11 protein-coding genes are annotated in these 13,255 nt (G+C 56.7%); 4 read left to right on the top strand and 7 right to left on the bottom strand.

Translation table 11 applies throughout. The features are described 5' to 3' along the window. Window positions 1-124 precede the first annotated feature (124 nt). Window positions 125-2,176 (top strand): methyl-accepting chemotaxis protein, encoded by a 2,052-nt coding sequence (locus tag ABMA60_RS08515; RefSeq protein WP_392801511.1) that lies wholly within the window; start codon window positions 125-127, stop codon window positions 2,174-2,176. An 87-nt stretch (window positions 2,177-2,263) separates the two neighbouring features. On the opposite strand, the gene ABMA60_RS08510 is transcribed toward ABMA60_RS08515, so the two are convergent. From ABMA60_RS08510 to ABMA60_RS08480, 7 genes are all read right to left on the bottom strand, one after another. After that, on the bottom strand, window positions 2,264-3,748 hold the full coding sequence (locus tag ABMA60_RS08510; protein WP_392801508.1) for a mannitol dehydrogenase family protein: 1,485 nt from the start codon (window positions 3,746-3,748) through the stop codon (window positions 2,264-2,266). A 99-nt stretch (window positions 3,749-3,847) separates the two neighbouring features. After that, the gene (locus tag ABMA60_RS08505; protein ID WP_392801505.1) at window positions 3,848-4,678 is read right to left on the bottom strand and encodes a carbohydrate ABC transporter permease; all 831 of its coding nucleotides are present in this window, start codon (window positions 4,676-4,678) and stop codon (window positions 3,848-3,850) included. Between the two features lie 10 nt (window positions 4,679-4,688). Then, the gene (locus ABMA60_RS08500) at window positions 4,689-5,567 is read right to left on the bottom strand and encodes a carbohydrate ABC transporter permease (protein WP_392801502.1); all 879 of its coding nucleotides are present in this window, start codon (window positions 5,565-5,567) and stop codon (window positions 4,689-4,691) included. 80 nt (window positions 5,568-5,647) lie between these two features. Further along, a complete protein-coding gene (locus ABMA60_RS08495) occupies window positions 5,648-6,970 on the bottom strand; it encodes an ABC transporter substrate-binding protein (RefSeq protein ID WP_392801498.1) in 1,323 nt (440 codons plus the stop codon). A 115-nt stretch (window positions 6,971-7,085) separates the two neighbouring features. Further along, on the bottom strand, window positions 7,086-7,985 hold the full coding sequence (locus ABMA60_RS08490; RefSeq protein ID WP_392801496.1) for a helix-turn-helix domain-containing protein: 900 nt from the start codon (window positions 7,983-7,985) through the stop codon (window positions 7,086-7,088). Between the two features lie 102 nt (window positions 7,986-8,087). Continuing rightward, complete coding sequence (locus ABMA60_RS08485) at window positions 8,088-8,888, bottom strand: DODA-type extradiol aromatic ring-opening family dioxygenase (protein WP_392801493.1); 801 nt, start codon at window positions 8,886-8,888, stop codon at window positions 8,088-8,090. Between the two features lie 143 nt (window positions 8,889-9,031). Continuing rightward, window positions 9,032-9,625: a DUF2239 family protein gene (locus tag ABMA60_RS08480; RefSeq protein ID WP_392801490.1), complete on the bottom strand. Its 594-nt coding sequence runs from the start codon at window positions 9,623-9,625 to the stop codon at window positions 9,032-9,034. Between the two features lie 119 nt (window positions 9,626-9,744). On the opposite strand from ABMA60_RS08480, the gene ABMA60_RS08475 reads away from it, so the two are divergent. From ABMA60_RS08475 to gnd, 3 genes are all read left to right on the top strand, one after another. Beyond that, on the top strand, window positions 9,745-10,671 hold the full coding sequence (locus tag ABMA60_RS08475; RefSeq protein ID WP_392801486.1) for an AEC family transporter: 927 nt from the start codon (window positions 9,745-9,747) through the stop codon (window positions 10,669-10,671). A gap of 335 nt (window positions 10,672-11,006) precedes the next feature. Then, window positions 11,007-11,615 carry a hypothetical protein gene (locus tag ABMA60_RS08470; protein ID WP_392801483.1) on the top strand — a complete coding sequence of 203 codons (609 nt, stop codon included), beginning with the start codon at window positions 11,007-11,009 and terminating at the stop codon, window positions 11,613-11,615. A 159-nt stretch (window positions 11,616-11,774) separates the two neighbouring features. Beyond that, on the top strand, window positions 11,775-13,145 hold the full coding sequence (gene gnd / locus ABMA60_RS08465) for a decarboxylating NADP(+)-dependent phosphogluconate dehydrogenase (protein WP_392801480.1): 1,371 nt from the start codon (window positions 11,775-11,777) through the stop codon (window positions 13,143-13,145). The last annotated feature ends 110 nt before the right edge of the window (window positions 13,146-13,255 follow it).

Below are 13,255 nucleotides of genomic sequence, written 5' to 3'. Positions count from 1 at the left end.
AAAATGACAAAAAAGTATCGATATTAAACGATAAGCTATTGGTCAGACTGGCAGGCTGGCCGTTAACTGAACCATACAATAAGAAATAGCGGCTGTAGCTGCCTGGCCGCCCAAGGCAACCGATATGAAGCTTCCTACTCTGCCCCGCCCCAGTATCGTGCTGCGCATCGGCCTGGGTTTCACCCTGGTCATTGCTGTGGTCGCTATCGCCACCGCGGTGGGCATCGGCTACGGCCGCCAGACCATTCACAGCGTCAACCAACTGACCGGCAATGCCACGCCTATCGTCACCACCAATAATGAGCTGGATTTGTCGATCAGTCGCGCCGCCGAACGCTTTCAACAAGCCCTGGCACAACACAACGCCGACGACCTGGGCGTGATACGTCATCAACTGGACGCCAGCCAGTCCCGGCAGCGAGCACTGGCCGAACAGCTCAGTCAATTACTGGCCGGTCTCGATAACGCCGCAGCCGCCAACACCAGCCTGGCCAGCCTGAGGGACCTGCTCACCCAGATGTCGACGCTGACCGACACCGCTCTTAACCAGCACCAGCAAAGCCTCGCCGTGCGCGCCCGTTTCGACACCAACGCCGCCACTGCCGATCAACTGGCAGCCGATATCGGTCCTTTGTTCGAGAACCTGCTGTTTTCGCTGTCGGACGACTACTCCCTGGCCGTCGCCTACGAATTCTATGCCTCCTTTCTCAGCGGCCTGATGGTGATCAAAAACATCAGCCTAGCCGATTCCATCGAGCAACTGGCCGAGCGCGAACAGCAATTCAACACCTGGGACCAAAACCACCAGACGCAGTTCTTTAACTTCACTACCCTGGCGATGCGCGTTGCCGAAGCCCAGAGCTTTATGCGCTCGGCCCAGGAAACCTCAACGTTGCTGACCGAACTGACCCAGGGCACCGAAGACCAGCCCGGCCTGATTGCCGACCGCCGCACCCTGCTCAACGTCGAAGCCCAGCAAACCCAGACGCTGGCGAACCTGGCGCAATTACAGAACCAGGCCGCCGCTCAACTGAGTGCATTGAACGATTTCGCTCAACAATACTCCGAGCGCACCAACCAGACCGTCTCCAGCCATTTGATGCTCAGTCTACTGGCCAGCATCGCTGCACTGGGCATCGCCATTGTCGTCACCCTGGTCGTGGTCTGGCTGATCATCCGTTCCATCCGGCCGCCGATGCGACGCCTGCAAACCGCGTTACGCGCTTTGTCGCAAGGCGACCTCAGCGTTCGTTTAAGTCATAACAGCCGCGATGAAATGGGCGAACTCAGCCGCTCGGTCGAAGCCGTGCGCCAGTCACTCAACAGCATTATTGAAGGTCTGCGTGAGCGCTCACTGACCATGCAACGCTCGGCACACGACAGCCAGACGCTATCGCAACGGCTCAGCCACAACGCTGGACGGCAAAGCGAAGACATCGAATCGCTGTCGGCCTCGATGACGCAGATGAGCGCCTCTATTCAGGCCGTCGCCGACACCACCCGCCAGGGCATGGACGAAAGCCAGCAAGCCAATCAGGAAATCGAAGCCACCCTGAAAGAGATGCGCAATAACCAGCAAGCGCTGGCGCAACTGAGCGAAGGCTTTGAAGAATCGGTGCGCACCATGACCGAACTGACGCAACAGATGCAGGCCGTGGAAACGGTGTCTGAAGAAATTGAAGGCATCGCCGAACAAACCAACTTATTGGCCCTGAACGCCGCCATCGAAGCCGCCCGCGCTGGCGAAAACGGCCGTGGTTTTGCCGTCGTCGCCGACGAAGTGCGGGCGCTGGCCAGCCGTACCGCCGACTCCACCACCCGCATTCGCGCCATCATCGAACAACTCACCACCGGCTACGGCCAACTGGCGCAGCGGCTGCAAGACAACCGCAACGCCATCGAGCAATGCCACCAGGTGGCCAGCCATTCCAGCCAGAGCCTGGAAGGCTTTCGCGGCCGTATCGGCCATATCGACCAACTCAGTCGCAGCATCGCCGAAGCCACCAGCGAACAGGACAGCTCCGGCCAGGAAATGAGTGAACGCCTGGTGCGTGTCGCCGGAGTCGCCCGCGAGACCCGCGACGACGCCGCTTCCGCCTCCGCAGACAGTCAGCGTCTGGGCGACGCTGCCAGTCAGTTGGAAACCGAAGTCGAACGTTTCCGTTTAGACAGTTAGCCAATCAAAGGACAAAAAAAGGCGGCCCCCGGGGCCGCCAAGCGCTGCCGATGCCTTATTACCTAAGGCACCCACCATGAATCGTCATCAATGTTCGCTTAACAGAGCCTGCAAGGCGTTATAACCGCCTTCAGTAACAGTGCGCAGGTACCAGTGCTCAACCAAAGCCAGAAACGCCTCGTCCTGACCGGCCGGTTGCTGGCCGAACAGCGCATCGGTTTTGAGCAACGACAGGCGGTCGTCGCGCGTCGCCTGGTTCTGTTCATCGCTGAGGTTGAATTCAATAATACGCAATGGCTGTCCGTCGTCGGATTGGCCGTTCAGATACGCCAGGAAGGTGGCAAACAAAAACGCCAGACGATGCATGGCCAAACCATGACGCTGAGCATCACGCACCACTGGCATGACGTAGTTTTTCAATTTGGCGTAACCGTCCGAACAGATACGGACTTGCTGATCGGCAATCTGTGAGTTACCAAAGCGCTCGATCAGAGTGTCTTCGTAGGCGCGGAATGGCATCACTTCTTTGGCCAAAGTCGGCTCGGCATCGAGCTCCATATACTGACGGACCAGCTTAAGAATGGCGGCGTCTTTAATGGCCAGATCAACGCGTTCGTAACCAGCCAGATAACCGACAAAACCCATCATCAAATGGCTGCCATTTAACAGACGCAGCTTGGTCATTTCATAAGGCGAAACGTCGTTGGTAAATTCGGCGCCGACTTTTTCCAGAGCCGGGCGACCGGCAATAAAATTGTCTTCAATGACCCATTGAATAAAGCTTTCACAACCCAGCGCACACGGATCGTTAACGCCATAGCGTTCAGCAATACGTTCGGCATCGGCAACTTCCGGCGCCGGAGTAATGCGGTCGACCATGGAGTTCGGATAGGACACCGACTGCTCGAACCAGGGTTTCAAAGCCGGCTCGGCCAGTTCGATAAAGGCGAGCATGGCTTTGCGTAACACATTGCCGTTATGCGGCACGTTGTCACAAGACATTAAAGTGACCTTGCCAGCATCACCTAAAGCAGCACGCAACTTGGCGGCCTGCCACAAATAACCAAAGAGTGTTTTGGGTGCTTGCGGGTGGGCCAGGTCGTGCTGAATGTCCGGGTGTTCGCTGAAGAAACGATCTTTGTCGAAGTCGTAACGGTAGCCGCCTTCGGTGATGGTCATGCTGATGATTTTCACCTCCGGATCGGCCAGCGCATCAATCGCCTGCTGAGGATTTTCCGGCGCGAAAATCAACCGATGCAAAGAACCGATGACGCGGTCGGTTGAGTCTTGATCGTCTTTCTCAGTCAGGCAATAGAGGCCTTGCTGTTGCTGCAAGGCATCGAACAATTTGGCATCGCCGGGCATCAGACCAATACCGCAAATACCCCAATGAGACTCACCGCCAGCGGCCAGGTAATCGTCCAGATAACGCGCCTGATGGGCGCGGTGAAAACCGCCGACACCAACATGGACAATACCGGTGGTCAGCTTGCGCTCATAAGCAGGCCAGCCAAGGCCATCGGGACAGGTCGCTGCGGTGAGTTCCGCCAGCGCTTGAGAAGATCGAGACACGCACTTACCTCCGTCAGCGAAGTCGAACTTCGCTCGATTTTCTAACAACAAGGTTGACAACAGGGCGGCCAAAGCCGCCCTCAATAAAACAGTGCTCTACTACTTAACCGCACCAAAGGTCAGACCACGCACCAACTGTTTCTGACTGATCCAGCCGAAAATCAGAATCGGTGCCACCGCCAGAGTGGATGCCGCCGACAGCTTGGCCCAGAACAACCCTTCCGGACTGGAATAGGAGGCAATCAAGGCCGTCAAAGGCGCAGCACTGGAGGTGGTCAGGTTCAGTGACCAGAAAGCTTCATTCCAACTCAGAATCAACGACAGCAAGAAGGTGGATGACAAACCACCGAGCGAGATGGGCAACAACACATGGCGAATTTCACCCCAGACATGAGCACCGTCCATACGGACCGCCTCGAGAATGTCGTTGGGCACTTCGCGGAAGTAGGTGTAGACCATCCAGACAATGATCGGCAGGTTGATCAGGGTGAAAATAATGATCAAACCGATCTTGCTGTCGAGCAGGTTGGTGTCACGGAACAGCAGATAAATCGGCACCAACACACCCACCGGCGGCAGCATTTTGGTCGATAACATCCACAGCAACAGACCCTTGGTGCGCTCGGTCGGATAGAACGCCATGGCGTAAGCGCCCGGCACGGCAATCAACATACCGAGGATGGACGAACCAAAACTGATCACCACCGAGTTCCAGAAAAATTTCAGGTAATCGCTGCGCTCAAACACCACCAGATAGTTTTCCAAGGTGGGTTTAAAGAACAACGAGGGTGGCGTGGAGAACGCATTCAATTCCGTTTTCAGGCTGGTTAAAACCATCCAGAAAATCGGGAAGAAAATCAGCAGAGCAACCAGCCAGGCAGCAATGGTGACGCTGATACCTTTAACGATTTTAGCGCGATGCATATCCATAACCGGTCTCCTATTGCTCCGCCAACGACTTGCCGACAGCCCGAATCAAAAAGACCGCCACGATGTTGGCCAGAACGACCGCGATGATGCCACCGGCTGACGCCATACCGACGTCGAACTGCAGCAACGCCTGGGTGTAAATCAAATACGCCAGGTTGGTCGTCTGCGTACCCGGGCCACCCGAGGTGGTGGTGAAAATTTCTGCGAAAATCGACAGCAGGAAGATGGTCTCAATCATGATGACCACCACCAATGGCCGCGACAGATGCGGCAAGGTGATGTGCCAAAACGTTGAGATCGGACCGGCACCGTCCATCCGCGCCGCTTCCAGTTGTTCCTGATCCATCGACTGCATGGCCGTCATCAAAATCAGGATAGCGAAGGGTAACCATTGCCAGGAAACGATGATGACAATCGAGGTCATCGGCAGGTCGGTGAACCAGTCAATGGGTTCCAGACCGACCTGGCGAAACAGCCAGGCAAAGAGACCACTGACCGGATGCATCAACAGATTCTTCCAGATCAGGGCGTTTACCGTGGGCATAATGAAAAAGGGTGATATCAACAACACACGGACCACACCACGGCCCGGAAAGGGGTTGTCGACCAATACAGCAATCAGCGTACCCAGACCGACAGTGATAATGAGTACTGAGCCGACCAGTACCAGGGTGTTCATAATGCCGGCAATAAAACTGGGATCGGTGAAGAACCAGTAGTAGTTTTCAAACCCGATAAAATCGCGACCGCCAGGGATCATCAGGTTGAAATTCAAAGTAGAGAAATAGATGGTCATGGCCAGGGGCACGATCATCCATAACGCCAACAGGATGACCGATGGCGCGACCAGTATCTTGGCGATACCAGCGTTGGTGTTGATCTGAGACATGAGACTGGCTTCCGATAAAACGGGCCCCGCCGGGATAACCCGGCGGGGCTTGATTACGAGCGATTAACGACGACTGAGGATCAGTCCTGGTAGCCCGCGCGACGCATTTCGCGATTCACCACTTGGTTGGCGTTACGCAGCGCCTGGTCAACCGAGACGTTACCGGACAGTGCACCGGAAACCTGCTGACCAACAACCGTACCGAAGCCACTGAAGCCCGGAATGGCAACGAACTGAACACCGGTGTACGGGGAGTCGTTCAGAGTCTGGTCGTTCGGGTCGGCTTTCTGCATTTGTGACAGCGTCATGGATGCAAATTCAGCCGCGTCCAGGTATTCCTGGTTTTCGTAGGTAGAGTTACGAGTGCCCGGCGGGATAGCGGCGATGCCGTATTCCTGTGCAACCAGCTCGGAGTACTCTTTGGACGTCGCCCAGGTAACGAATTCTTGAGCGGCATCTTTGGCGTCAGAGCTGACCGGAATAGCCAGGGCCCAGGCCCACAACCAACCGCTGCCTTTGCTGGTTTCCTGCATCGGAGCGGCGGCAAAACCAACTTCGTCAGCAACCTGGCTCTGGCTTTCGTCAGTCACAAAGCTGCCGGCGACAGTGGCGTCAATCCACATGGCGCACTTGCCCGTGTTGAACAGCGCCAGGTTTTCGTTGAAGCCGTTGCTGGAAGCGCCCGGAGGACCATAGTTACCCAGGATATCGACATAGAAGTTAATGGCTTCGTGCCAGGCTTCACCGTCGAGTTGCGCATTCCAGTCCATGTCGAACCAGCTGCCACCGAAGGCGTTAACCATGGTGGTGACCAGCGCCATGTTTTCACCCCAGCCGGCTTTACCACGCAGGCAGATGCCGTACTGTTCGTTGGCCGGATCGTGCAGGGCAACCGCGAATTCGCGCATCTGATCCCAGGTTGGCTCAGTCGGCATGGTCAGACCGGCTTCTTCGAACAGATCTTTGCGGTAGTAAGTCATGGAGCTTTCGGCGTAGAACGGCAGCGCATACAGAGTGCCGTCGTTCGACAGACCGCCACGAACGGACGGGAAGATGTCGTCTACGTCATAGCTGGCAGGCAGATTGTCCATCGGCTCCAGCCAACCGTTATCGCCCCAGATCGGCGTTTCGTACATACCGATGGTCATGACGTCGAACTGGCCGCTGTTGGCAGCAATGTCCGTGGTCAGACGCTGGCGCAGTACGTTTTCTTCCAGGATTACCCATTCCAGATCGATATCCGGATGCGCTTCTTCAAAGGCGGAAGACAGCGCCTGCATGCGAATCATGTCGCCGTTGTTTACCGTACCGATGGTGACGGTTTCGGCCAGGGCTGCGGTAGAGAGGGAGATGGCGCAGGCCAAAGTGGCCAGACGCACTGAGGGTGCTTTTGTTATTTGCATCGCTATTACCTGTCCATTGTTGTTTTTGTGTGAATCAACCGGACGACAGTGACCGGTGGATTACCCCATTAAACGTATGGACTGGCCAGGCAACCAATACTGCACCCAAAAGTTTCTATACTTTTTTGACTTCAGTGGAAATTGGCAACCGGTGCACACCACCACGCAACGCGAGCGAGTCCCGATATTGCCTGGGTGTCATGCCTTTTATCTTGAGGAAATGCCGGTTGAAATTGGCGACGTTGGCGAAGCCCACTTCAAAGCAGATGTTGGTGATGGGGTCTGGCGTCAGTTCCAGCCGTTCGCAGGCTTTACTGATGCGCATCCGGGTGACGAAATCGATAAAACGGTGGCCGGTGGCGCGGCGGAAATAGCGCGAAAAAAAGGTCGGCGACAAGCGTACCAGCGAAGCCACGTCATCCAGGCTGATGTCGTCGGTGAAATGCTCGGCGATGTAATTGACCACGGTATTGATGCGCTGTTCGAGCAACGGATCAGCCTGATGTTCATAGGCGCGCGTCGACAACACTTTGGCGTCGCTCTGTGCCAAGCGGTTCATCACCTCAAAGAACTCCAGCAGCCGGTTCATACCACTGGCGCGCTCAATGCGATCGAAGGCCGGCACCAGCTCGTGACTGACAGTGGCGTCGAATTCCAGGCCGTAACGGGAAGCATCGAGCATCGGCTGCAGGGACTGCATTTCCGGTAGCAACAGACTGAGCCGGGACATCAGTTCGTCGCTGAAATTGATGACCTGGTCGCGGGTGCCTTTTTGCCACTGGGCGGTGGTGATCCAGTTATGCGGCAGGTTAGGCCCGCACAGAAAAACAGTAGGCGACCGGAACGGACCAATATAATCGCCAATAAAGGCTTTACCACGGGTGGCGCGGATCAGATGCAACTCGTATTCACGATGGTAATGCCAGCGGATCAGCTCGCTGTCAGCGGCGTGCGACAGATAGCGCAAACTGTGTTCGCGCTCCTGCACCAGTTCGAATTCGGGCTGAGTGGACATGGGACCTCCGGCGGCGAGCTTGTTGTGCTATTGGTAGGCTCGCCCGACGTTGCCAAATCATAGGCGCTTGTCAGTCCCAGGTACACTCTCCACAGCCTGGCGTTAATTCCACAACGCCGCTATGGCGCGCTGCCCCAGCATGGCTTCGTCGAAAATGATTTCCGCCGGGGCGCCTTCCGCCGCACCCAGACAGACATGCAACGGCAACAGATGCTCTTCACGCGGGTGACAGAAACGGGCGTGCGGTGCTTCCGTCCAGGCCGCCAGTGCGTCCTGACGTTGCTGCGGCGACAATTCCGGATCGGTCAGCTGCTCCACCAGCCACTGATGAAAGGCCTCACTTTGCGGGCTGGCTGGACCACCCTGGAAGTTATAGGCGCGCATATTATGGAAGGAAAAACCGGAGCCAATGATCAACACGCCCTGTTCACGCAAGGCCGCCAACGCACGACCCAGTTGCAGATGCACCTGCGCATCCAGCCCTTTCACCAACGATACCTGCATCACCGGAAAATCGGCCTCGGGGTAAATCAGCTTCATCGGCACAAAGACGCCATGGTCATAGCCACGATCGGTTTGACGATCAAAGACGAGGCCCGCTTTATCCAACTCAGCGGCGATGGTCTGCTGCCAACTGAGCGGATTTTGCGCTGGATACTGATATTCGTAAGTCTCAGCTGGAAAGCCGTAATAATCGAAATACAGCCCCGGATCGACGTCGGCCAATACCGTCGGTTGGTCGGCCTCCCAATGCGCGCTGATCACCAACACCGCCTTGGGTTTTTCCCAGCGCGTCGACACCTGCTTGAGCAGATCGATGATGGCCTGATGATTCGGATCACCCATCAGCGGCAGCGGACCACCACCATGGGGTAAAAAGAAAACCGGGGCTTTGGCAGACATAACAGCTCTCCTCTGTAATGCCGCTCACTCTAGTTCCGCCCCAGTGGCGCCACAATCGGAAAAGACTGACCGAGACCTTCGTGCTTTCTGAACGATACCCGGAACAATGCTCCGAAAATGGCCCTGAACAAGACCGGCGGGCTTTAGTGCGCAGCCACCGGCAAGGCCTGTTCCGCCTGCTGTACCTGAGCCACCAGCTCAGTGACGTGCTCGACAATGGCCGGCGGCCAGTTCGCCATCAGCTCGAACATAGAGTCGTAATTTCGGCGATAAAACTGGCGCAACACCTCTTCATATTGCGGCAGATCACCAGCCAGCGTTTGCAGCAACCGATCAACCGCCTGACGCGCTTCCTCCAACACCAGTTCCGGCGATCGCCGCGCCGCCTCGACCAGACGTCGCAGCGCCGCCGAAGCACCGCCCGGCTGGCCATTCAGCCACTGCCAGTGACGCGGCAGCAACGACACCTCCCGCGACTGCACCCCGAGCTTGGGACGACCGCGCGAACGTTTGGCGCCAGGCTCAGCCAGACCATATTGCTGCGCCAGCATTTTCAGGATGACGCCGTCGTCCTGACTGAAATCGATTTCCACCAGGCGCGCGCTGCGTCGGTCCAGCACCAGCAGATCGCCACCGACACAGGGTTGTTCTGCCAGATAGCGTCGCGCTGAAGACAACGCTTCCGCTGGCGCATCCAGCGCCACCTTGTCGTTGCCGTGAAAGATGATCAGTTCCATAATCGCCTCATTTATACCCGGAATTAATTTATTTTAATTTAATCCGGGTAATATTCAAGAGTTTATCGGCCTTCGCTCGCCGCCTACACTGATGCGCTTTGTGCCCGGAAACTGACACCATGATCGCCGACGCCCTCGGACCGGTTTTTTTATTGATCCTGATCGGCGCCCTGCTGGGGCGGCTGAATTTCCCCGGGGCCGACATCTGGCCCGGCATCGAACGACTGACCTATTACCTTGCTTTTCCGGCCTTGCTGGTACATCGCCTGGCGCTGGCGGATTTTTCTGCGGCCGGTTTGGGCCAACTGGCCTTGGTGATCAGCGCCAGCTTGCTGAGTTTGAGCGTGCTGATCGGGTTGCTCAGCCCCTGGTTGGCCAAAGATGGGGCAGCGGTTACCTCGGTATTCCAGGGCGGCATCCGCTTCAATACCTATATCGGTCTGGCAGCGGCCAGTGCTCTGTTTGGTGACGCCGGCCTGGTCTGGGCGGCGATGGCCGTGGGCGTGATGATTCCGCTGATCAATGTGCTGTGCATTCTGGCCTTTGCCATCGCTGGCAGTCAGGCCGATATCAGTGCCGGCCGGGTGGCGAAGCAATTAGCCACCAATCCGCTGATTCTGGCCTGTCTGCTGGGATTGGGCCTGAACATCGTCGGCATTGGCTTGCCCGGCTGGAGTGCCCCGACGCTGGCGTTGATGGGCGCGACGGCCCTGCCCTTAGGTCTGCTCGCGGTCGGGGTCGCGCTGACACCGCGCTCGCTCGGCGGTGATGTCGGCGCGATTCTGATCTCCAGCCTGTTCAAGTTCATCGCCCTGCCGGTGTTGATGCTGAGCTTTGGTTATTGGTTTGCACTGCCGATCTTAGCAATGCAGGTTTTGCTGTTGCTGGCGGCGCTGCCGACGGCGTCATCGGCCTTTATTCTGGCGCGCCAGCTTGGCGGCGATACCCGTTTAATGGCCAACATCATCACCGTGCAATCCTTGCTCGGTTTTGTGTCCTTACCCCTGTGGCTCTGGTTCGGCAGTTTCTGGCTGGGAAATCCGTGATTAAAAGCTGCCAAGCTGTTGATGCCATGGGTTTTCACTTGATCACGACTGCATCACACTTTATAAACTCTGGGACCTTGGCTATTTTTTACGCCACGGTTTTCGAATAGCCGCCCAGCGGCTGTATTCAGCCTGTTCAGCCCGGTTGCCGGTTGCAGTTTTGTGGATCGGTATTGGGTGCGGTGCGGATGCCTGGTGCTAAGACAGCCTTGATGGATAACTATCCAGCCTGCTTTCACGATGTACCGCGGAATGCTCTTCATCGCTGAAGTGTATTGGTCGCTCACACAATCTGCCGACGAATACAGTTATGGTGAGATTTCCCCGGAGGGATGATGATTTACAAGAACACTCGCTTTTCCAAAACCCTGAATGTCCTGGTGGGTGCACTGGTTTTTGCCCTGGGTACCAGTGCCGGTACTTTCTATCTGCAGGATACCCTGTTCGTTTTTATCCAGTTTAATTCCTACGCTCACTGGGCCGTGGTGTTGATCGGTCTGCCCATTGTCATGGGTCTGATTCAACGCCTGATCAAAATTGTCTACCCGCTATTCAGCACCCTGATCGGTACGCTGATCAGCGCGGGCGTGCTCTATCCGCTTTATGGGTCCCGCTTCTGGGCCGAACCGCCGCAATTGCTGGATATGCTGATCTATATCCTGATCGTTTCCGGCATCGGCTTTTTGGCGTCCCAGCCATTGCGCACCACCTTCCTGGCAGCGTTTCGGATCAAGCGGTCATCAGCAGCACCGGCCGCTAAATCCAGCAAGACGTCTAAACCTGCGGCTAAGAGCAGCGCTAAAAAAGTCGATGGCACCCGCACCCAACGTGTCAGTCGGCCAGCCAGTTCTGACCGCAGCGTGGTTGCACTGATTGAACTGTCGGTTGGTTTGATCTCTCTGGCGTTGAGTATTTTCAGTATTTTCTTCCTCGGCAGCGGCTGACGACTGCCCGACCGGCGCGCCTTTAACGCGTGCCGGTTTTTCCTGTCACATCCCTTCAATACCGGACTGTTGTCAATAATTGCATTTGTCAGTTTTGCCCTTATTGATGCACACCGGATCCCCAAGACAACAGCAATATATTCTGGCGAGGAGTAGCGCATGAGCGGTGACTGCAATATCGGTCTGATCGGCCTGGCGGTAATGGGTCAAAACCTGGTTCTTAACCTGCTGGATCACGACAATAAGGTGGCCGTCTACAACCGAACGAGCTCAGTCACCGACGATTTCGTCAAACAAAGCGCCCACGACAATTTGGTTGGCACCGACTCGCTGCAAGGCTTTGTCGATGCGCTGGCCAAACCCCGCAAAATTATTCTGATGGTTAAAGCCGGCAGTCCGGTCGACGCAGTGATCGACGAACTGCAGCCATTGCTCGACGACGGCGACATCCTGATCGATGGCGGCAACTCCTTGTTTACCGATTCCCAACGCCGCAGCGATGCACTGACGCCCAAAGGCATTCACTTTGTCGGCTGTGGCATTTCCGGCGGCCAGGACGGCGCCCGTTTCGGACCCTCGATGATGCCCGGTGGCGATGAATCCGCCTGGCCAGCGCTGAAGCCGATTCTGCAAGGCATCAGCGCCAAGACCGACGCCGGCGAGCCGTGCTGTGAATGGATGGGCGACGGCGGCTCCGGTCACTTTGTGAAGATGGTGCATAACGGCATCGAATACGGCGATATGCAGATGATTGCCGAAATCTACCATCTGCTGGGTGCCACTGGCCTCGACAACGCCGCCATTGCCGAGAAATTCGACGCCTGGAACCAGGGTCGTTTGTCGTCCTATCTGGTGGAAATCACCGCCGAAGTGCTGCGCATCAAAGACGACGACGGCAGCGACTGGGTCGATAACATCTGGGATAAAGCCGGCCAGAAAGGCACCGGCAAATGGACCGCCATTCAGGCGCTGGAGCTGGGCGTTCCCGGCTCGATCACCACCGAAGCGGTGTATGCCCGCGCCCTGTCTTCACGCTGGGATGAACGCCAGCAACTGCACGATTTCTATCAGCCCAAGCAAACATTAGCCGGCTATGACGGTCTGGTCGATGACGCCGAAGCGGCGCTCTATGCCGCCAAGCTGATCGCTTACGCCCAGGGTTTCTCGCTGCTGTCTGAGGCAGCACGTGAATACAACTGGAAGCTGAACATGGCCAACATCGCCCAGGTGTGGAAGGCCGGTTGTATTATCCGCGCCAAGGCGCTGGATCCGATTCAGAAAGTGTTTGAGCAACAGCCAAAGCTCGACAACCTGATGCTCAGCGACTTCTATCGTACCGAGCTGAATGGTTGTGAAGGCGCGCTGCGTCGCTTGCTGGCCCGCGCCATTGAAGGCGGCGTGCCGACGCCGGCACTGTCCAATGCGCTCGCCTATTTCGACGGCGTACGCAGCGCCCGCCTGCCTGCCAACCTGATCCAGGGTCAGCGCAACTTCTTTGGCGCGCACGAATACGAGCGCCTGCCGAGCTGATCACAACCATCAGGGAACACTGTTCAGCCTGAGCAGTGTTGCCCTGATGGACCCTAGCGTTCCAAAACAACGTTCAATAAAGCCTTTCTCCCGCCGCTAAACTGATCTAC

Origin of the sequence: Saccharospirillum sp. HFRX-2, assembly GCF_043196805.1 — a bacterium.
GTDB lineage: Bacteria > Pseudomonadota > Gammaproteobacteria > Pseudomonadales > Natronospirillaceae > Saccharospirillum.
This window is presented reverse-complemented; position numbering and strand designations above follow the sequence as displayed.

What these genes read in the sequence shown, in the direction of transcription:
- ABMA60_RS08515 (WP_392801511.1), top strand. Translation starts at nt 125, where the DNA reads ATGAAGCTTCCTACTCTGCCCCGCCCCAGTATCGTGCTGCGCATCGGC.
- ABMA60_RS08505 (WP_392801505.1), bottom strand. Translation starts at nt 4,678, where the DNA reads ATGGATATGCATCGCGCTAAAATCGTTAAAGGTATCAGCGTCACCATT.
- ABMA60_RS08500 (WP_392801502.1), bottom strand. Translation starts at nt 5,567, where the DNA reads ATGTCTCAGATCAACACCAACGCTGGTATCGCCAAGATACTGGTCGCG.
- ABMA60_RS08495 (WP_392801498.1), bottom strand. Translation starts at nt 6,970, where the DNA reads ATGCAAATAACAAAAGCACCCTCAGTGCGTCTGGCCACTTTGGCCTGC.
- ABMA60_RS08490 (WP_392801496.1), bottom strand. Translation starts at nt 7,985, where the DNA reads ATGTCCACTCAGCCCGAATTCGAACTGGTGCAGGAGCGCGAACACAGT.
- ABMA60_RS08485 (WP_392801493.1), bottom strand. Translation starts at nt 8,888, where the DNA reads ATGTCTGCCAAAGCCCCGGTTTTCTTTTTACCCCATGGTGGTGGTCCG.
- ABMA60_RS08480 (WP_392801490.1), bottom strand. Translation starts at nt 9,625, where the DNA reads ATGGAACTGATCATCTTTCACGGCAACGACAAGGTGGCGCTGGATGCG.
- ABMA60_RS08475 (WP_392801486.1), top strand. Translation starts at nt 9,745, where the DNA reads ATGATCGCCGACGCCCTCGGACCGGTTTTTTTATTGATCCTGATCGGC.
- ABMA60_RS08470 (WP_392801483.1), top strand. Translation starts at nt 11,007, where the DNA reads ATGATTTACAAGAACACTCGCTTTTCCAAAACCCTGAATGTCCTGGTG.
- gnd (WP_392801480.1), top strand. Translation starts at nt 11,775, where the DNA reads ATGAGCGGTGACTGCAATATCGGTCTGATCGGCCTGGCGGTAATGGGT.